Origin of the sequence: Lactobacillus iners DSM 13335 (genome assembly GCF_000160875.1) — a bacterium.
GTDB classification, from domain to species: Bacteria; Bacillota; Bacilli; order Lactobacillales; family Lactobacillaceae; genus Lactobacillus; species Lactobacillus iners.
On the sequence record NZ_GG700805.1, the window covers coordinates 394,536 to 415,146 of the forward strand.

Annotated in this window: 16 protein-coding genes; 14 read left to right on the top strand and 2 right to left on the bottom strand. The window is 32.8% G+C overall.

Features of this window, described 5'->3' with window-relative positions; genetic code table 11:
- Positions 1 to 7 precede the first annotated feature (7 nt).
- The 7 genes from ligA to HMPREF0520_RS03975 all read left to right on the top strand — a co-directional run bounded on the left by ligA (position 8) and on the right by HMPREF0520_RS03975 (position 8,037).
- Entirely contained in the window at positions 8 to 2,026 is a 2,019-nt protein-coding gene (gene ligA, locus HMPREF0520_RS03945; protein WP_006729624.1) for an NAD-dependent DNA ligase LigA, read from the top strand.
- 5 nt (positions 2,027 to 2,031) lie between these two features.
- Complete coding sequence (locus HMPREF0520_RS03950; RefSeq protein WP_006730625.1) at positions 2,032 to 3,162, top strand: CamS family sex pheromone protein; 1,131 nt, start codon at positions 2,032 to 2,034, stop codon at positions 3,160 to 3,162.
- A 10-nt stretch (positions 3,163 to 3,172) separates the two neighbouring features.
- Positions 3,173 to 3,475 carry an Asp-tRNA(Asn)/Glu-tRNA(Gln) amidotransferase subunit GatC gene (gene gatC, locus HMPREF0520_RS03955; RefSeq protein ID WP_006729626.1) on the top strand — a complete coding sequence of 101 codons (303 nt, stop codon included), beginning with the start codon at positions 3,173 to 3,175 and terminating at the stop codon, positions 3,473 to 3,475.
- The gene (gatA, locus tag HMPREF0520_RS03960) at positions 3,475 to 4,914 is read left to right on the top strand and encodes an Asp-tRNA(Asn)/Glu-tRNA(Gln) amidotransferase subunit GatA (RefSeq protein WP_006729627.1); all 1,440 of its coding nucleotides are present in this window, start codon (positions 3,475 to 3,477) and stop codon (positions 4,912 to 4,914) included. Before gatC ends, gatA begins: the two co-directional genes overlap by 1 nt.
- A gap of 3 nt (positions 4,915 to 4,917) precedes the next feature.
- A complete protein-coding gene (gatB, locus tag HMPREF0520_RS03965) occupies positions 4,918 to 6,348 on the top strand; it encodes an Asp-tRNA(Asn)/Glu-tRNA(Gln) amidotransferase subunit GatB (RefSeq protein ID WP_006729628.1) in 1,431 nt (476 codons plus the stop codon).
- 19 nt (positions 6,349 to 6,367) lie between these two features.
- Positions 6,368 to 7,276, top strand: a complete 909-nt coding sequence (locus HMPREF0520_RS03970; RefSeq protein ID WP_006729629.1) for a diacylglycerol kinase family lipid kinase — start codon at positions 6,368 to 6,370, stop codon at positions 7,274 to 7,276.
- A gap of 89 nt (positions 7,277 to 7,365) precedes the next feature.
- Entirely contained in the window at positions 7,366 to 8,037 is a 672-nt protein-coding gene (locus HMPREF0520_RS03975; RefSeq protein ID WP_029327235.1) for a L,D-transpeptidase, read from the top strand.
- A 43-nt stretch (positions 8,038 to 8,080) separates the two neighbouring features.
- Here the strand turns inward: HMPREF0520_RS03975 and HMPREF0520_RS03980 are convergent, their stop codons facing one another.
- Both HMPREF0520_RS03980 and nhaC read right to left on the bottom strand, forming a co-directional pair.
- Positions 8,081 to 8,794 carry a Bax inhibitor-1/YccA family protein gene (locus HMPREF0520_RS03980; RefSeq protein ID WP_006729631.1) on the bottom strand — a complete coding sequence of 238 codons (714 nt, stop codon included), beginning with the start codon at positions 8,792 to 8,794 and terminating at the stop codon, positions 8,081 to 8,083.
- 75 nt (positions 8,795 to 8,869) lie between these two features.
- Positions 8,870 to 10,249, bottom strand: a complete 1,380-nt coding sequence (gene nhaC, locus HMPREF0520_RS03985) for a Na+/H+ antiporter NhaC (protein WP_006729632.1) — start codon at positions 10,247 to 10,249, stop codon at positions 8,870 to 8,872.
- 355 nt (positions 10,250 to 10,604) lie between these two features.
- Here nhaC and rlmD point away from each other — a divergent pair, with 355 nt between their 5' ends.
- The 7 genes from rlmD (at position 10,605) to HMPREF0520_RS04020 (ending at position 20,194) form a co-directional block, all read left to right on the top strand.
- Positions 10,605 to 11,957 (top strand): 23S rRNA (uracil(1939)-C(5))-methyltransferase RlmD, encoded by a 1,353-nt coding sequence (gene rlmD, locus HMPREF0520_RS03990; RefSeq protein ID WP_006729633.1) that lies wholly within the window; start codon positions 10,605 to 10,607, stop codon positions 11,955 to 11,957.
- Between the two features lie 294 nt (positions 11,958 to 12,251).
- Complete coding sequence (locus tag HMPREF0520_RS03995) at positions 12,252 to 15,986, top strand: nSTAND3 domain-containing NTPase (protein WP_006729634.1); 3,735 nt, start codon at positions 12,252 to 12,254, stop codon at positions 15,984 to 15,986.
- Between the two features lie 220 nt (positions 15,987 to 16,206).
- Positions 16,207 to 17,235, top strand: a complete 1,029-nt coding sequence (locus HMPREF0520_RS04000; RefSeq protein ID WP_006729635.1) for a S66 family peptidase — start codon at positions 16,207 to 16,209, stop codon at positions 17,233 to 17,235.
- 687 nt (positions 17,236 to 17,922) lie between these two features.
- Positions 17,923 to 18,414 carry an NUDIX hydrolase gene (locus HMPREF0520_RS04005; RefSeq protein WP_004136327.1) on the top strand — a complete coding sequence of 164 codons (492 nt, stop codon included), beginning with the start codon at positions 17,923 to 17,925 and terminating at the stop codon, positions 18,412 to 18,414.
- A 270-nt stretch (positions 18,415 to 18,684) separates the two neighbouring features.
- Positions 18,685 to 19,101 carry a recombinase family protein gene (locus HMPREF0520_RS06235; RefSeq protein ID WP_236691048.1) on the top strand — a complete coding sequence of 139 codons (417 nt, stop codon included), beginning with the start codon at positions 18,685 to 18,687 and terminating at the stop codon, positions 19,099 to 19,101.
- A gap of 60 nt (positions 19,102 to 19,161) precedes the next feature.
- Positions 19,162 to 19,560, top strand: a complete 399-nt coding sequence (locus tag HMPREF0520_RS04015; RefSeq protein WP_006729638.1) for a recombinase family protein — start codon at positions 19,162 to 19,164, stop codon at positions 19,558 to 19,560.
- Positions 19,561 to 19,738: 178 nt separating this feature from the next.
- Positions 19,739 to 20,194 carry a hypothetical protein gene (locus tag HMPREF0520_RS04020; protein ID WP_029327253.1) on the top strand — a complete coding sequence of 152 codons (456 nt, stop codon included), beginning with the start codon at positions 19,739 to 19,741 and terminating at the stop codon, positions 20,192 to 20,194.
- The last annotated feature ends 417 nt before the right edge of the window (positions 20,195 to 20,611 follow it).

Genomic DNA, 20,611 nt, shown 5'->3' on the forward strand with positions numbered 1-20,611 from the left:
GAGCAAAATGAGTGAATTATCGTTAGCACAAGCTAAGTTAGAAGTACTTAAATTACGCAAACAATTAGATAGTTGGGCATATGCATATTATGTCCAAGATGCACCAGTAGTAGAAGATAATATTTATGATCAGGTTTATCAACAGTTATTAGAGTTGGAACAAAAGTATCCTGTTTTGATAGATCCTGATTCTATTACACAGCGAGTTGGTGGAAATACTAAATCAGATTTGGCTAAAGTCGTTCATGAGCAACCAATGCTTTCTATGGGGGATGTTTTTTCTAAAGATGAGTTACTCGAATTCGATCAAAGAATCCAAAAAATGGTTGGTCATGTAGTTGACTATAATGTAGAATTGAAAATTGATGGACTATCTTTAAGTTTAGAATATAAAGCAGGCAAGCTTGTGCGGGCTTCTACTCGAGGAAATGGGCATATCGGTGAGGATGTTACTGCTAATGCTATGCATATTGAAGATATTCCTAAGTTTTTGCCACAAAAAATAGATATTGAGGTTCGTGGCGAATGCTATATGGATAAAGCTACTTTTGCCAAATTAAATTTTGAGCGAGATGATCAAGGCTTAGCTATTTTTGCTAATCCACGTAATGCTGCTGCTGGATCGTTGCGCCAATTGGATGCTAATGTAACTAAGAAGCGACAACTAAGTACTTATATATATACATGGGTTAATCCACCAGAGACGATTACTAGTCAGCACCAAGCAATTTTGACCATGGCTGAATTGGGTTTTCATACTAATACCACTGGATGTAAGCTATCTTCAATTAATGAAGTTTTTGATTTTATCGATAAATATACTAATCAGCGTAGTGAATTGACTTATGGTATTGATGGTATCGTTTTAAAGGTAGATGATTTAGCATTACAAGCCAAATTAGGAAATACAGTAAAAATACCAAGATGGGAGATTGCCTATAAATTTCCACCAGAAGAGCAAGAAACTGTTGTACAAAATATTGTATGGACAGTAGGTCGTACAGGAGTAGTAACGCCCACCGCTGTGATGGATCCAGTTAATTTAGCTGGTACGGTCGTAAGTCGAGCTGTATTACATAATCCTGATTTACTAAGGCAAAAGGATATCCGATTAGGTGATACTGTTTTATTACATAAAGCTGGCGATATTATTCCTGAGATTTCACAAGTTGTTTTAAATAAAAGACTGCAAGCTAGTCTACCATATGAGATACCGAAAATATGTCCATCTTGCAACCAAAATTTAGTTCATTTAAAAGATGAAGTTGCTTTACGTTGTATCAATCCTATGTGTCCTGCTCAAGTTGAAGAAGGGATTACACATTTTGCATCAAGACAGGCAATGAATATTGTGGGTTTAGGTCCTAAAATTGTACGTCAATTAATAGCATTGCATTTAGTTAATGATATTGCAGATTTATATTTTCTTTCTGCCGCTCAATTGGCTAAGTTAGATCATTTTAAAGATAAATCTATTCAAAATTTATTAAATGCGATTGAAAATAGTAAACAAAATTCGGTAGAATTATTACTTTTTGGCTTAGGTATCGATCATGTTGGAGCTAAAGCTGCACGATTAATAGCTCAAAAATTTCATGATTTGAATACAATCAGAAAGTGTTCTATTGCAGACTTGATGCAAATTGATACTATTGGGCAGACTATTGCTGAATCGATGGTTAAATATTTTGAACAGCAATCGGTTAAAGAATTGATGGATCAACTGCAAATTGCTGGAGTTAATTTTAAATATTTAGGAGCAAGTGACACCCAATCGATTGAAGATAACTTCTTCAAGGGAAAAAATGTGGTATTAACTGGTAAACTAGCTCATTATTCAAGAGCTGATTTAACTAAAAAACTAACAATGTTAGGTGCTAAAGTTATGAGTTCAGTTTCTAAGAATACTGATTATTTAATATATGGGGATGCTGCAGGTTCTAAGAAAACTAGGGCACAGCAGTTAGAGATTCCAATGTTAACAGAAGATGAAGTTATAGCTAAATTAAATAGTCAAAAGGAGTAGTCAAATTGAAGAAACTTTTAATGGGGTTATTAATCTTTGCTTTTGCTATAAACTTAACAGCTTGTGGCAATTTGAAAAATTCTAACCTGACAAATAATCCTGCTAATACCAATGGTAAGCAGAAGACTTATCAAACTACTGTCACCGATAAAAATGGTTACAATGTTTTGTTAAAAGATGGGCAATACTTGATTAGTCCAACCAATGGTATTACTGCAAGTAATAATGATAATAATGTTGATAATCGTAGTTTGGAAGTAGGCTTGTTAAATATTTCTCATGATTTATTTTCAACTGATAAATATGTCTTTCAAGAAGGACAAGTTTTAACACCAAGGCAAGTTAATATTTGGTTGTCTAGATATAGCAAGCACAATAAGCAAGGGCTTAATTATAAGAAAAGTAAGAAATACAGTCCGATTATTTTAAATCAAATTTTTGAGCAAGATTTTTTGGTTAAGTCTGGTTCATCGTATAAGTTAGGTGGGATCAGCTTAGGATTAGCTTTAAATTCAGTGGATTATTATACTAAAGTTAAAGATGGTCCTGAATATCATGTTAATATTAAGAAAAATCAACAACTAGCTTATGGTAAAAAAGTAGCATATACGTTAATAAAACGTTTGCGTAAAATATCTGCTCTTAAACATATTCCAATTTTGATTGGACTTTTTCAAAAAACTGGACGTGATTCTTTAATCGGTGGAAATTATTTGGCATATAGCATTGTTGATACAAATAGTAGTAAAATAAATGAATGGAAGTCAGTTGATTATAGTAGCCAAGTGTTGCCGACTATTGGTGATACCAAACCAATTAATTCAACTGATGCTGCTTCATTTAGTGATTTTAAAGCTGCTATTCAGGGATATTTTCCTAATATTAGTGGTGTAATTGCCAAGGTTCATTACCAAAATAAGCACTTAAAACAGATGAATATTTCTATTACGACACAATTTTATGGTTATGCTCAAATTGAAAGTTTTTCAAGATTAACTTTATCTGTTGCTAAGAAATATTTACCTAATAATGTGCCAATTGAGATACGTATTGAATCCGTTAATAATTTACAGGCGACTATCACTAAAAATGATGCTGATGATAGTTATTATGTTCATGTTTTTAGTGGTGAATAGGAGGTAAAAGGTGAAGATTACAAAAGATGAAATAATTCATGTTGCTAAATTGTCTAGATTAGAATTTAATGCTAAAGAAATTGATAAATTCACAGAGCAAATGGGTGAAATAATCAATATGGCTAACCAGTTAGGCGAAGTAAATACTGATGGTGTAGAAGAAACAGTTCAGGTTGTTGACCGTGATACTGTATTTAGAGCAGATGAGCCTGAACATTGGCAAAGCAAAGCTGAATTGATGAAGAATGTGCCTGATAAAGTTGATGGCTTTATTAAAGTACCGGTTATTATTGATAAGGATGATAATGCCTAATGAATTATTTAAATGAAACAATCGAATCATTAAACAAAAAGTTAAAGAATAAAGAAATAACTGCTGAGCAGTTAACACAAGATACTCTAGCAAAGATTAAAGAGCTTGAACCTAAACTTAATGCTATGATTACTGTGATCGATGATGCTAAACCTGCTGAAAATTTAGATTTTAGTAATGAATTAGCTGGGATTCCAATTGCAGTGAAAGATAATATTATCACTAATAATGTCAAAACCACTGCTGCTAGTCATATTTTGTATAATTATGTGCCAGTTTATGATGCTACTGTAGTATCTAAATTAAAAGCAGCTAAAATGACGATTATAGGAAAAACTAATATGGATGAATTTGCTATGGGATCATCTAGTGAAAATTCATACTTTGGAGCACCAAAGAATCCATGGGATTTGACTAAAGTTACAGGTGGATCATCAGGTGGTTCAGCTGCAGCTGTAGCTGGTGGTGAAGTAATTGCTGCTTTAGGTACTGATACAGGTGGATCTATTAGACAACCAGCCGCATTTAATGGCATATTTGGTATCAAACCTACCTATGGACGTGTATCTCGCTGGGGATTAATTGCTTTTGGTTCATCTTTAGATCAAATTGGTGTTATGACGAAGCGAGTACAAGATTCTGCTAAGATTTTGAATGTATTATCTGGTGCAGATGATCATGATGCAACTGTTTCTGAACGTGAAGTACCCGATTTTACTAAGGCATTAAATCAAGATGTTAAAGGATTAAGAGTTGCTGTACCTGAAGAATATTTTGGTGAAGGAATTAGCGAAAAAGTTAAAGCATTAATTAAAGAACAAATTAAAGTTCTGGAAGATCATGGTGCTATTATTAACAAAGTTAGCTTGCCACATACTAAATATGTAATTCCAGATTATTATATTATTGCATCCAGTGAGGCTTCATCGAACTTACAACGATTTGATGGTATTAGATATGGTTATCGTTCTAAAGATGCTAAGAACTTATTAGACGTATATGTTAAATCTCGAAGTGAAGGATTTGGTGATGAAGTAAAACGCCGTATTATGTTAGGATCATTTGCTTTATCAGCTGGTTCATATGACCGTTTCTTCAGACAAGCTGCTAAAGTTAGAACGTTAATTTGTCGTGACTTCGAAAAAATATTTGAAGAAAATGATGTTATTGTAGGTCCTACAACACCAACGCCAGCATTTGGACTTAATAGTAAAACTAAGGATCCATTAGAAATGTATGCTAATGATATTTTGACTATTGCAGCAAATTTAGCTGGTGTACCTGCAGCTAGTGTACCTGCCGGTTTAGTTGATGGGATGCCAGTAGGATTGCAGATTATGGCTAAACGTTTTGATGAGGAAAGTATTTTCAGAGTAGCTGATTTTATTGAGCGTAGTAATAAGTTTTATGAAAAGAAACCGACGGGATTGGAGGACTAATTAATGAATTTTAAATCGACTATCGGATTGGAAGTCCACTTCGAATTAAAGACTAAAAGTAAAATCTTTTCTCCATCACCGGTTACTTATGGTGCAGAAGTTAATACTGCTACTAATGTAATTGATTGGGGAATGCCTGGTGTTTTGCCAATGGTTAACAAGGAAGTATATCGCTTAGGATTGATGGTTGCATTGGCAACAAATTCACAAATTTCACCAGTTACCCATTTTGATCGTAAAAACTATTATTATCCTGATAATCCTAAGGCTTACCAAATTACTCAATTTTTCCAACCCTTAGCTCGCAATGGTTATATTGAGGTTGAAGTTAATGGAAAAAAGAAGCGAATTGGTATTCATGAAATGCATATCGAAGAAGATGCAGGTAAAAACACACACGGAACCAATGGTTATTCATATGTTGATTTGAACCGTCAGGGTGTTGCTTTACTTGAAGTTGTGTCTGAACCTGATATGGAAACACCAGAAGAAGCTTATGCTTATCTTGAAAAATTACGTCAAATTGTTCAGTTTACTGGTGCATCTGATGTTAAGATGGAAGAAGGCTCCATGCGTGTTGATACCAATATTTCTATTCGACCTGCTGGTCAAAAGGAATTAGGTACGAAAGTGGAAATGAAAAATTTGAATTCTTTCCAGCATGTTCGTCAGTCTTTAGCTTATGAAGAAAAACGCCAAGCTGCTGTATTACTTTCTGGCGGTCAAGTTCAACTTTCAACGCGTCGTTTTGATGAATCTACAGGTAAGACCGTATTAGAGCGTGTTAAGGAAGGGGATGCAGATTATCGCTACTTCCCAGAACCTGATATTGCACCATATCATATTAAACAAAGCTGGATTGATGAAATTAAGGCCTCATTGCCTGAGTCACCATTTGATCGTCGTAAACGTTATGTTAATGAATATGGCATTAAAGAATATGATGCAGATGTTATTTTACAGACTAAAGAGTCTAGTGATTTTTATGATGCAACTGTTAAAGCTGGTGCCGATGCAACATTGGCAGCTAATTGGCTAAATACACAAGTTAATGGATATCTGAATGAAAAGCAAGTTGATCTTGATGAAGTTAAATTAACGCCAGAGCATTTAGCTCAAATCATTAAGATGATTCAAGATGGTACTATTTCATCTAAGATTGCTAAGAAGGTATTTCAAGAAAGTATTGAACATGGTACTGAACCAAAGAAATATGTTGCTGACAAAGGAATGATTCAATTATCAGATTTATCTGTTTTAGCTCCATTAGTTGCTAAAATTGTAGATAATAATCCTCAATCAGTAGAAGATTTTAAAAATGGTAAAGATCGTGCAATTGGTTTCTTAGTTGGTCAAATTATGAAAGAAACTCATGGTAAGGCTAACCCTAAAGTTGTTAATGAATTAATTAATAAAGAATTACAAAGTCGCTAATTGAGAAAGGACAAGGAAAATGACAAAGAGAGCACGTTTGATTTACAATCCTGTATCTGGTCATGAACAAAATATTAGAAATGTTGCTAGTATTTTAGATATTTTAGAACAAGCTGGATATGAAGCTAGTGCTTTTAGAACCACAGCTGAACCTTTTTCTGCTCAAAAAGAAGCTAATCGAGTTGGTAAAGATGGTTTTGAGTTGATTGTTGGTGCTGGTGGTGATGGTACTATTAATGAAATTGTAAATGGGATTGCTCCTTTAGATCATCGACCTCAGATGGCTGTTATTCCGTCAGGTACTACGAATGACTTTGCCCGTGCATTAAAAATACCACGTGATGATTTAGTAGCTGCTGCTAAGTTAGTTTTGCAAGGCAAGACTCGAAAAATGGATATTGGCAAAGCTGGCGATAAATATTTTATGAATATAGCTGCCAGTGGATCGTTAACTGAATTGACGTATGGTGTTCCTTCTGAATGGAAATCTATTCTAGGTTATACTGCATATTTATTAAAGGGAGCAGAGATGTTTCCAAAAATCAGTAATAATAAGATGAGATTAACTTATGATAAGGGAGTATACGAAGGCGATTTGTCAATGTTCTTTTTAGGGATGACTAATTCGATTGGTGGCTGGGAACAAGTAATGCCTGATGCTCAATTATCGGATGGGTTGTTTCAATTAATTGTTGTGAAAACATCTAACCCGATTGATATTCTACGATTAATGGCGATGGCAATTAATGGTAACCATGTAAAGGATCCTAACATTATTTATACGAAGACTAGATCTTTGAAAGTAGAGTTATTAGATACTTCGCACTCCAAGAAAAAGATAGCTGTTAATTTAGATGGTGATATTGGTGGATATTTACCGATGAGTTTTACCAATTTACAGCAACATATTGAGTTTTTTGTTGGTTAATATTAATACAAAAGAAAAATAGATAGTTTAATCTATCTATTTTTTATATATAATAATAGTATGGTATATCAAAAAAAGTAGGGGGGGTGTTGATAATATTCAATAAAACTAATTTAAACATAAAAATTAAGCATTTTAAATTTGGTTATATTGCAGTTAGCATTGTAGTTGTCTTTGCGATGGCAATGGCTAGTTGTGTTTTTGCTAGGAAAAATAGCAAGCATAGTTCTACATTACGTACATCGAAAGTATCCTTGCAAAAGAAAATATTTAGACCCTATCCAGATCCGACTGATTTAGTTAAGGAAGGAGAATGGCAAAAATCTAGTGAGAAAAAAGCATATCCTAACCTAAAAAAAGTTAAGAAATTAGTTATACGTGTTTCCGTTAAGGGGAATAGAGTTTATTTACTTGATAATAATAAAGTTATCTATACTATGTTAGCTAGTTGTGGTAAGTATAAAAATGGCAAATCATTAACACCTCTTGGCAAATATCAGATTATTGGTGGTAGGGGAGATAAATTTTTTAATTCTAAGCTTAATGAAGGTGCTCTAAATTGGGTTAGTTGGACGGAAAATTGTGTATATTTATTTCATTCTGTTCCAATATGTAAGAATCAGAAAATAAATAAATCTGAAGCTGCAAAATTAGGCAAGCAGCCAGCTTCTAATGGTTGTATACGTCTTAGTTTGCCAGATTCTAAATGGCTTATGGATAATGTACCTACGGGTACACCTGTTGTTATTAAAACGCATTAAAAAAGAACTACATGTCGTGAACATGTAGTTCTTTTTTTTGGTATTAACGGCGATTGTCGCTAAAACCAAAAATCTGTAAAAATTGGATAAATAAATTGATAAAATCTAGATACAAAGTCAATGCACCGATTATAGCTAAGCTTGTAGTAGCAATTTCGTCATGATTTTGAATGAAGATATTCTTCATTTTTTGAGCATCCCATGCAGTCAAAATTGTAAAGATAACAACTGCAATATAAGAAAAGATGTAGGTTACCATAGGATTACGCAAAAACATATTGATAATAGTAGCTACGATTAAACCAATTAAAGCAGCTGATGCATAAGATCCTAAATTACTTAAATCTTTCTTGGTTGTTGTGCCGATGAAAGCCATCGTGATAAATACAGCACTACTTGATAAAAAAGCGGCAGTGATGCTTGTTTGAGTGAATGCTAAACAGATAATAGAGAAAGTTAATCCGTAAACCATCGCTGTAAGCATTAATAACACAAATGATAAAATAGGATTTTTACTAAAACTAGTTCCAATGATCAAGGCAAATGGTAATATCAATAGTACAAAAGATAGTGCATGATTTTGGCTTAAAGCGTTGAAAAATTGGTTAGCGAAAAAGTGTAAAACTGTATATGCAGTCGCAGCTGAAACTAAAATTGCTAGGGCTACGATACTATACATTTTAGTTAGAAAACGATTCAAAGCAACATTGTCAACAATGCTACGACGTGTTTGAAAAATATTTTCAAAATTATTCATTATTTCCTCCCATATAATAATTAAATACTATAGATTTAACTAATATTATAACTTATATTTTATACTAAACCAAAATTATTGCATTATACCATGTATTCTTTTTAATCCAATACCACTAATTCCAGAAATGATGGAAAAAATAGGTGAAAATAGACTGAAAAATGTAAATGGTAAAAAGGTTAAAACTGGTACGCCTAAGGTTGAAGCTGCAAAAGCACCAGCTACTCCCCAAGGAATTAAATAGTTGATAACACTCCCGCCGTCTTCTAGAACACGACTGAGTGCTAATGATGATAAGCATAATTTAGTGTATGCGGACTTATATGCCCTTCCTGGTAAAATAACAGACAAATATTGTTCGCCAACTAATAAATTAATGCCAATGCCTGATAAGATTGTAGCAATGATTAAGCTACCAGGCGTTTTTAATTTAGCAACTAGAGGACTCATTGCACTTTGTACAATGTTAAATTTCATTAATAATCCACCTAGTGATAAGGTTGAAATAATTAAAGCGACTGTTTCCATCATGCTAGCAATTCCTCCACGACTTAAAAGGGCATTGAATGCTGCATCGTTGGTTTTAGCCACATAACCATTAACAATAATTTTATTCAGTGAAGCTATTGATTGGTGTGGATTTTGGATAAAAATTATAATAATAGAGATGGTAATATTTAAAAATAAAGTTGGAATAGCTGGTATTTTTTTCCATGCACAAAGTACCATAAAAATAATTGGAATGATGGTCCACCATGAAATCATAAAATGACTTTTTAAAATATGTGATAAAGTTTCAATTCTAGCTGCATTCATTGCACCACCATGACCTAAAATGGTAAATAATAATAATGAGCAGAAGAAAGCTGGTAAGGTAGACCATAACATATTTTTAATATGTGCAAATAACTCACTTTCTGCGACAGCCGATGCTAAATTAGTCGAATCAGATAGTGGCGACATTTTATCGCCAAAAACCGCTCCCGAAATGATAGCTCCAGCTACTAATCCAGGATTAGCTTTCATCGAAATGCCGATACCAAATAAGGCAATACCTATAGTTGAAATGGTTGTAAAACCCGATCCGATAGCTACACCGATAATTGTACAGACTAGAAAGACGGATGGTATAAAATAGTTACCATTTAGTAAGTGAAAACCTAAATACATAATGGATGGAATAATGCCACTTTTAATCCATAGGCTGATTAGGGCTCCAATTAGGATAAAAATAAAGATAGGGATAATTGCGACACCAATACCTTCTTTGATACCATCTTGGATTGATTGCCAACTGTAACCATGAAAAAATTTGATCCAAAAAATAAATAGGCAAATAGTAAACAATACGGGAACTTCTGGTGCTATTCCCAATTTAATTACTGAGGTTCCTAGAATGAATAATAAAGCCAGTAAAATACAGATTGCTTCATTGAATGTAACTTTGTGTTTCATAAAATGCTCCAAATAAAAAAACCGTTGATATATAAATCAACGGGACGATATGATAACCGTGGTACCACCCATATTAATGCTACGCAATACTCATATCAGGTGATAACGGCACTGAATATGGCCGAATAAATCATGTTTTACATGTCCGCTGTAATTCGAAAATTTTGCCTGACCGATTTGCACCTACCATCGGCTCTCTTGCTCTTAACAAAATTTCTACTAAAATGAATTTTCTGAAAACATGATAGCAATATTAAAATGCAATGTCAATAAAAATTGAATAAGTTTCAAATATACACAAATTGCGGCTTTTTTTGTATCATATAGTAATGAATAACTGGTGTGAGGTTTAAAAATGGAAAAGAATCAAATTGTTGAATTAGAAATAACAGACTTATCTTATGAAGCAATGGGCGTAGCTCACTATGAAGGATTAACAATTTTTGTGAATAATGCTTTACCTGGTGAAATTGTGCAGGCAAAAATATTGAAAATTAAGAAAAATTTTGCTTTTGCCAAAGTGGAAAAGTTCTTACAAAAAAGTTCCGATCGGATGGACGTGCCTCTGCGTCAATGGGTGCAAACTGGCTTAGCTGCTTTAGCTCATATGAAATATGAAAGACAATTAGAATTTAAAAAAAAGCAGGTAGTGAATTTGTTAGAAAAAGTCCATCTTAATAAAAAAGTTAATGACTGTTTAGCTAGCCCAGAATCAACAGCATACCGAAATAAGGCCCAAGTTCCCGTTAGAATGGTTAATGGTCAATTAGAAGTAGGTTTCTTTAGAAAACATTCGCATGACTTAGTACCAATGACTGATTTTTTAACAACTGACAAAAAAATAGATGCAGCCGTGGTAGCTGTTAGAGATATTTTACGAAAATTTAATGTTCCCGCATACGATGAAATTAAACACAATGGTGAGGTTAGGTATTTAGAAATCAGAAGAAGCAAAGCTAATGGGCAATTAATGATTGTTTTAGTTTGCTTGCACAAATCTTTTAACAATCTTGATGCCGTAGTCCAAGCTATCAAATCATTAGACAATGTTGCCTGTGTTATTTTAAATCATAATCCACATAAGACGAATGTGATTTTAGGTGAAAAAGAATATATTTTAGCAGGTAATGGAGAAATAGTTGATAAAATTGGTGATTTATCATTTAAGATTTCATCACAAAGTTTTTTCCAAATAAATTCGTTGCAGACACCACGTTTATATAATTTGGCTATTCAAAAAGCCCAACTGACAGCTGATGATGTAGTAATCGATGCTTATTCTGGTATTGGTACAATTGGTTTATCAGTTGCTAAGCATGTAAAAAAAGTGTTAGGTGTTGAAATTGTAAGGGATGCAGTGAAAGATGCCAAAAAAAATGCCATTTTAAATGGCATCAATAATGCAGAATATTTTGAGGGAAAAGCAGAAGAATTAATGCCACAGTGGGCTAATGAAGGCTTAAAAACTGATGTGATTTTTGTTGATCCACCACGCAAGGGACTTACAGATACTTTTATTAAGGCAGCAGTAGCAACTAGTCCTAAAAAAATTGTCTATATTTCGTGTAATCCAGCTACTATGATTAGAGATTTGCAAGTTTTTCAAGCAGCAGGTTATGATTTTGATTGCATTGATCCAGTTGATATGTTTCCGCAAACGCCACACGTTGAGACAATCGTGTTGCTTTCCAAACTAGGCTCAAAATGACATATTAGTATTGAGCTTCCACTTGACGAGATGGATATTACCTGTGCGGAGAGTAAAGCAACTTATGAATAAATTAAAATTTATTTTTTTTAAAAGTATGGGTTTAAGATGTCAACACTTCATATTGTGCAAGTGAAGAGAAAATATGGTTTAGATGTTAAGGAACATTATAATATGTCTAAAAGTCAGAAACAGAAAAGACCACAGTGTTCAATTGAAAAGTAAGAAGCTATTTTGGATGCGTTGAAGTATTTTAAGATGGTGTATTATTAAAACAATAGGGGGGCATAGACAGTGGCTAATATTGAAAGTATTAAACAAAAAATACTACAACTGGATGCAGGTTCATTTCAAAATCTTTGTGATTCTTATTTATATAAAACAGGCTATCCGAGTATAGTATCTCTTGGTGGAGAGGCAGGTACACGTAAGACCACTTTAGGTACACCTGATACTTATTTTATTGCATCAAATGGAAAGTATGTTTTTGTTGAATACACAACTCAAAGGACGAACTTATTTGCAAAAATTAGTGATGATCTTGAAAAATGTCTTGATACAGCAAAGACAGGTGTTCCGCATGACAAAATCTCTGAAATTATTTATTGTCATACTTCATCAAACTTTACGCCATTGCAAGATAGTGAAGTAAAAAAACTGTGTGAAGATGTTGGAGTTAAGCTTGTAATTATTGGAATTGATAAGCTTGCAGAAGATATATATCTTTTCCATCATAATCTTTCACGTGATTTTTTGGGAATATCAATAAGTACAGATCAAATTCAATCATATGATGAATTTATTAATAGTTACAATGCAAATAGAATGGCTGCTCCAATTGACACTAAATTTCTATTCAGAGAAAAAGAATTTCAAGATATCATCAATGCTTATCTTAAAGTGGATGTTGTTATACTTAGTGGTTCATCAGGTACGGGAAAAACACGTTTAGCTTTGCATTATGTAAAAAATCATGCAGATGCTAAGAATGAAAAGACTTACTGTATTCATAGTAATGCATTACCAATATACGAGGATTTAAAACTTTTTTTAGATAGACCAGGAGATTATTTTCTTTTTATTGATGATGCCAATCAATTGTCAGGACTGCAGCATATTATTCGATACGTTAGTATGAAATCAGAGGGATATAATGTAAAAATACTTATTACAGTAAGGGATTATGCACTTCAAAAAGTGATAAACGATGTTAAAGCAATCACTTCTTATGAAATTGTGAATGTAAATGTATTTTCAGAGAATGAGATTAAGGAATTACTTGAAACTTCATTGGGCATTTTGAATTCAGATTATCAAGAACGAATTATAAGAATTTCAGAAGGGAACGCCCGTATTGCTATACTTGCTGGGAAAGTAGCATGCAGTTCAAATCGTTTGGATTCTATTGACGATGTGTCACAATTATATGAAGATTATTATGGTTCTAATTTAGAAAATAATCAATTTTTTACAGACAAAAATCTGTGTATAACTTCTGGTATAATTGCTTTTCTTGAAGCAATTCATTTAGATTATATTGATGCACTTTTACCAATTCTACAGGAAAAAGGGTTAAATCGAGATAGTTTCATTGAAAATATCCGTATGCTTCACGAGCTGGAGATTGTCAATATTTGTAATGATAAAGCTGTTCATTTTTCTGATCCATGTTTGTCTAATTATTTGTTAAAATATATTTTCTTTGACAAAAAATTACTTAGTTTGTCGAAAATGATTAAAGCTTGCTTTTTAAGTTACAGAGAGAGAACTATATCTTCTGTTAATACGTTGCTTAATATTTTTAAAAATAAGGCACTTTTAAATTTTGTTGAGAAAGAAATAAAGTTATTATGGGATGAATTATCAACAGAAAAATCGCCAATCTTCTTTGAATTTGTAAAAGTCTTTTTTCGCATTAATCCTACGGAAACACTTTTGCTTTTGCAAAATGAAATTGAATCTGAAGAAAGAGTGATTTGTGAATGGATTGATATAGATACTGAAAAAAGAAAAAATTATCAATATGTGGAAAATGATATCATTAAAACTCTTGGTGGATTTGCAGATATGAATGATTTGCCAACCGCTTGTGATTTGTTTTTTCAATATTATCTAAAGCGACCAGATTTATTTATGGAATTTTACCATGCAGTTAATATATATTTTGGTATTCAGAGGGATTCTTTTCGTAATAGTTTTTATACTCAAATAATTTTTTTTGAAAAAATAATAGAATATTCAAATGATTGGAAACAAGAATTTATTGTAATAATTTTTTTGCAGATAGCAGAAGAATTTCTGAAGTTAAAATTTTCTCCAGCGGAGGAAGGACGAAAGAATGCAATAACCATATATCAGATTCCATTAACTATGTCTAAAGGTGTTGAAAAATATCGTGGGTTCATTTGGGAATCGTTAACTTCTTTGAGTAAAATTGAAAAGTATAGAGAAAAAGTTAGGGAAATTCTTAGTTCTTATGGTGGCATTATTGATGATATAAGCATTCCTGTTTTACAATTTGATTTAAAATATATTGAATTAATTTTGAAGTTAAATTTTCCACCAGATAAATTGGCAAATTGCCTTTTAGCAGACAAAATAGTGCAAGTTTTTAGCAGAATGAATTATTCTTGTGAATCCTTGTTTTCTGAATATTTTAAAGGAGAAGGCTTTCAATTATATTGTCTTCTTAAAGGACCAGATTATAAAGAAACTGGTTATGAAGAAAATAGAAAACAAAAGCAGCAATCAATTAATCATTACACTTTGAATTGTGATTTACAGATATTTAAGAAGTTAATTGATGTTTGCAACGGTATTTCTGAGCTAGATAACCATTCATATTGGGAGGTTGGTGAAGGATTAGGCATTGCCTTTGATGCTATTTCCGATAAAGCAGATTGGTATGTTGATGCAATTAAATATTATATCAAAAACGATACACCAAACAATTTACATCCATACCATCTAGTAGACAATTTATTTTCATTATTATCCGATTCAGAAGTGTATGAAATTATTATTAGTGAAGAATATAGTCAGAAAAATGCTTGGACATATGCATATTATCATGAATTACCGCAGGGATTAATTACAGAAAAACATTTACAAGGGCTTTATAATTTTTTGAAAGATACTTCTGACAGATATATTACCTCATCATCAATGCGTGATGTAGATTTTCTGGATAAATATAAATCAATAGATGAATTAGCATTAATAGAAGGTTGCAAAATCATTTTGGATAAAAAAGAGTATTCCTCTTTTATCGTGGATATTTATTTTGGCTTGTTATTTAATTATCATCATAATACACCAAAGGAAGTGATTCAAAAATTTAATTGCAATTTAGAATTGCTTGAAGAAATATACCATGCTATGTTGTCATATGATAAACATCATGATTATGACGGACAATTTTTGAAGGAAATATATTCGGTTAGACCTTCTATACTGGATAAGTATATAGATTATTTAATAAATAGTGACTCCTTTAGCGACCATCAAGAAAAGCATTGTTGCTTTTTTGATTTGGACGATTTTGTAGAAATATATAATAAAATCTTTGAGCAGTTGATAAGAAACCGTCAATATTCTAGGTTGTCAGTACCGTGTTTTTTAGAATCTTTATTATTGCCAAAGCAAAATGAGAAAAAGCTGTTAGAAAGACAAGATATGTGGATTCGACAATGTATTCAACAATTCTGCAATGATGAAGCAAAAATGTATTGCCTATTTTCAGTTGTGTCAAAATTAGAGATCAAAAGAAAAAAAGAGTATATATTGCTATTTCTTGAGAATAATACGTTATTTGAAGACTTTGAAAAAATACCATTAACACCTACTTCTTGGAGTTGGTCAGGTAGTGCAGTACCTATGTATTCAGCTTGGATTGAATTTCTCGAATCATTGTTACCAAATTTTATAGGTTTAAAGTGGATAAAACATAAAAACTATATTGAAACAAAAATTGATGATTTACAAAAACAAATCGAAGCGGAGCAGATAGACGAGATTTTAAGAGGATGATTTATAAATACAAAAAGACTGTATAAATATATAAGTAAAACTATCTGTGAATTGACATTTCATGATGGTTTAACCTACAAACAAATTTATCTAAATCTTATTTAAGGTTTAAAAAACATTATGGATGTCGGAGATGTTATTAAGACTGGTTTGGACAATGATGAGCAAGTTGAGACTGTAGTATTGATGTCAAGAAAATAAGTATCTACAAGGAGGAAAAATGATAAAGAAAATAGGAATTGTTAGTTTATCTAGTGGTGTTTTGGGGGAAAGTTTTGTTGAGCATGAAATAAAAATAGGATTAGACAGATTAAATAAGCTAGGAGTAGAGATAGAGTTTTTACCTAATTCTCTGAAAGGCATTGATTTTTTAAAAAATCATCCAGAAGCTAGGGCAGATGATTTGCTACTTGCTTTTGAAGATGACACTATTGATATGATTTTATGTGCTATTGGTGGAGAAGATACTTATAGATTAGCACCTTATTTGTTCGAAGGCGATAGATTAAAAAATATTGTCAAACAAAAACTTTTTTTAGGCTTTTCTGACTCAACAATAAATCACTTTATGCTAAATAAACTTGGTATAAAAACATTTTATGGTCAGGCTTTCTTGACAGATGTATGCGAACTATCTGATAACATGTTAGCTTATACAGAAAAATACTTTTTAGAACTTATAAAAACAGGGAAAATAAAAGAGATACACCCTAGTGAAGTTTGGTATGAGGAAAGGGAAGATTATAGCGAGAAAGCTATAGGAATAGAAATGAAAAGTCATACTAATACCGGTTTTGAGCTTTTAAGAGGAAATCCTATATTTAGTGGGAAAATTTTAGGCGGATGCATAGAATCAATATATGATATGTTAGATAATTCTTTATTTGAAGATACAGTAGAAATTTGTAGTAAATATGATTTATTTCCAAGCCTTGAGGCATGGGAGAATAAAATTTTACTTATAGAAACAAGCCAAGAAAAAACAAAACCAGATTTATATAGGAAAATGATACTTGCTCTAAAAGACTACGGAATATTTGATAAATTATCAGGAATACTAGTAGGGAAACCTCAAAATGAAATTTATTATGAGGAGTATAAATCTATTTTATTAGAAGGAATTACCAATAAAGATTTACCTATTGTCTATAATATAAATATTGGACACTCAACTCCAAGATGTATAATTCCTTTTGGGGTAGAAGCAGAAGTAAATGTAAGTAGACAAACTATATTCTTTAATTATTAAACAAAATTGAGCTAAGCCATGAGCTGTTTTTTCCTACTTTAGAATGATTTAGTAAATTATAAGATGCTTATTGATTAACCTATTCCCACATACGAGGATTTTGAGAAATATTAAAATTTATCCATACTGAACTACTCAAGCCACGTTGAGAGTGTCGTATTGATGTCAAAGGCTGATTAGGTGGGTGCAAATTTGCCTTTGTGTAGCAGTGGTTTGCGAGGGCTATCGTTAAAAGATTTAGTATACGGCGGCTGTAAGATAGCTCGGCGTGTTGAGCACAGTTTGGCTGTATTGGGAAGATATCAACGCTCTATGGTTGAGTGCACAGGATGTTAACGTTAAAAGGTGCACACACTTTGCCCCCCACCCTGTGAAGTGGGAAAATATAGCTCAAAAGGTAAAATGAAACCCGATTATTAGGATGTGCACGAGGAGGTGCTTAAGGAATGGATAATAAGAAGTTTGTCGCAGATACGAAAAAGGATTAATTAGAGTCTAATAGAACTTTAGATATGTATGCAGAGGGTATAAAAGAAATTTTGAGCTCTTTTTATTATAATATTTATTAGTAATACTACATTGGAAAGTAAATATCCGGACTGAAATCCGATTATATATTTGTATCCACTGGAGAAAGATAAAATTCATATTTAATGAAATTGACAATCAGGCCTTATGGAGGGTTTTATGGCTGAGATTTGGGATGCGTATGATAAAGAATTTAATAAATTAAAGAATATTACATTAGTGAGAGGAGAACCAATTCCTGACGGCATGTATCATTTGGTGGGCGAAGTAATTGTTAAACATATAGATGGGACTTACCTTATTATGCAAAGAGATTTTGAAAAGAAATTCGGTGGAATGTGGGAGTTGACAGCAGGTGGTTCTGCATTGCAATATGAAACACCATTAGAATGTGCAGTAAGAGAATTAAAAGAAGAAACAGGTATTGAAGCTTCAAAAATTATGGAGATCGGAAGATTTGTGCAGGATGTTTATCACTCTCTTTATGTTGAATATCTATGCGTAACCGATTGTAAGAAAAATGCAATTGCTCTTCAAAAAGGAGAAACGGTTAATTATAAGTGGGTAGATAAAAAGAGCCTTTTGGAAATGAGCCAAGACGAGTTAGTATCATCAAGGGCAATCAAACTTATTAAAACAGTAGATATATAAATTCAAGTTTGGCTGTTTGAGGGAAGATATCAACGCTCTAGGGTCGAGTGCACAGGATGTTAACGTTAAAAAGTGCACCCACTTTGCCCCCACCCTGTGAAGTGGGAAAATAAGGTTTAGGCTAATTATCATGGAGAAGAAATCTAAGTTTCGTTAGTCTAATAATAAGGAGAGATGGCTCTGGATAAGATAGATGAGCTAAATAAAGATGTTATAGTCATCCATCCTCAGCGTGTGATTAAGGATTATGCGGTTGGGGTTTATGCTCGTGTGAGCACAAATCGTAAAGAGCAGTTGGATAGTCTTGCTGTTCAGGTGTCTGGTCTTACTCGTCTTGCTGCTGCTCACATGACTTGGTTTGTTGCTGATGTTTTTCTTGATGTTGCTTCCGCTAAGGTTGGATCTTCAAGAAACGAGTTTAATTGGATGATTGATGAGTGTGAGAAAGGTAATCTTGATATTATTCTTACGAAAAGTGTGAGCCGTTTTGGTCGTGATACGAAAGAAGGATTAGAGGTTATTAGAAAGATTAAAGCTTGTGGCACGAGAATTATTTTTGAGGCTGATAAGATTGATACGGAAACTGTCGATGATGAGCTTTTAATTAGCGTGGTTCAGGCTTGTAGTCAAGCAGAGAGTGATTGGCGTAGCGAGAATATTGTTTGGGGATTAAGGCGTAGAGCATAAGACGGCACGTCGGGTCTTTATATCAGAGTTTGTTATGGTTATAAGAAAGATAAGCATGGCATGCTGATTATTGATGAAGAGCAAGCGAAGGTAGTGAGAGCTATCTTTGATTGGTATCTGGAAGGTTTAAGCGTTGGTGGAATTATTGAAAGATTAAAAAGTAAAGGTGATAATTCTCCCAAAGGGAAAGACACTTGGAGTAAACGAGCCGTTGAGAGCACTTTGACTAGGCGTAAATATACAGGCGATGTGGCTATAGCTGATTCAGGCGGTTCTGACAGGCAATATTTGTATTCGGCTCATCATGCAGGCATTATTTCTAAAGAGAAGTTTGAAGCTGTTGAGCTTGAGATGGCGGCTCGGAGTAATTTGGAAGTTGGAGAGGACGGAACGGTCAAACACAAGTCGAAGAAATATAGCTCGAAAACGAGTAGAAAGGAGAACTTAAATGAATTGTAGAGGGCATGACACAAGACAAAGAATTGTTAGAGATTATGAAATTCATCCTGAAGCACATATTAAGTTGTTAACAAATCAACAAAAACATAGTGATGCAGGAGCAACCATTGAAGATGAATATTATGTATTTAGTGCCAAGCGTAAAGCTGATGGCAAGAAGAAAGTTATTCAGTGTGGCATGGGTGCGGCAAGATATTTTTTAGAGCTAATTAATCACAAAGGGTTACCTCTTTTTAATCCTATTATAGGTGATCCTAGTGTAAATAATAGAAAAGAATATGACAATATAGGGAATGGAAATTTACAATCTGAAAAGTGGAATGAAACTGCAAAGCAACTTTATAATGCAATAATGTGGTTGATTATTTTATGGGATGCTAAGCCAGATACACCTTTATTTGATTTTAAAGACGAAGTAATCAAGTATAAAACATATGAGCCCTTTGAAAGCAAGATAAAAAGATTTAATACCACTATAAAGAATGGTGGCAAAGAGAAAACTCTGACTGAGATAATTAATGGCTACAGAGCGGATAATGATATTAGAGATGGAATTTGCAACTTTGATATTCTGAAAAATAAAATTCGTGATATGAAAGACAAACAAGGAAATACTATAGAATCTTACTTTTAATTATTGTGGAAATGGGATGTTCTAGAAAATAGCCTAATTGAGATTTACATAGCAGACTATGCAATATGGTTAAAACATCAGTAAAAACAGTACTAACAGTACTTTGTTGATGTGTTGGATATGCTATTGCTAATAGCCTAACAATCTCATGTTGAGAGTGTAGTATTGATGAGCATTCACTCGGATATGTGAATTTTATGCAGAAGAAGATGTAGTGTATTGTATGGAGGAGAGAAGAAGTATATCAAAAGGATACACAAATCTATACTTTATATTACTCATGTACTTAAAATAAAGGCTCTTAGAAAAATTAAAAATCGAATAAAAATAATCATTGTTCTAGCTAATCGAAAGGCTAGATTTTTTTTATTTTAGGTATGTCATTTTTGATAAAAATGGTGTCAATAAAATCATTTT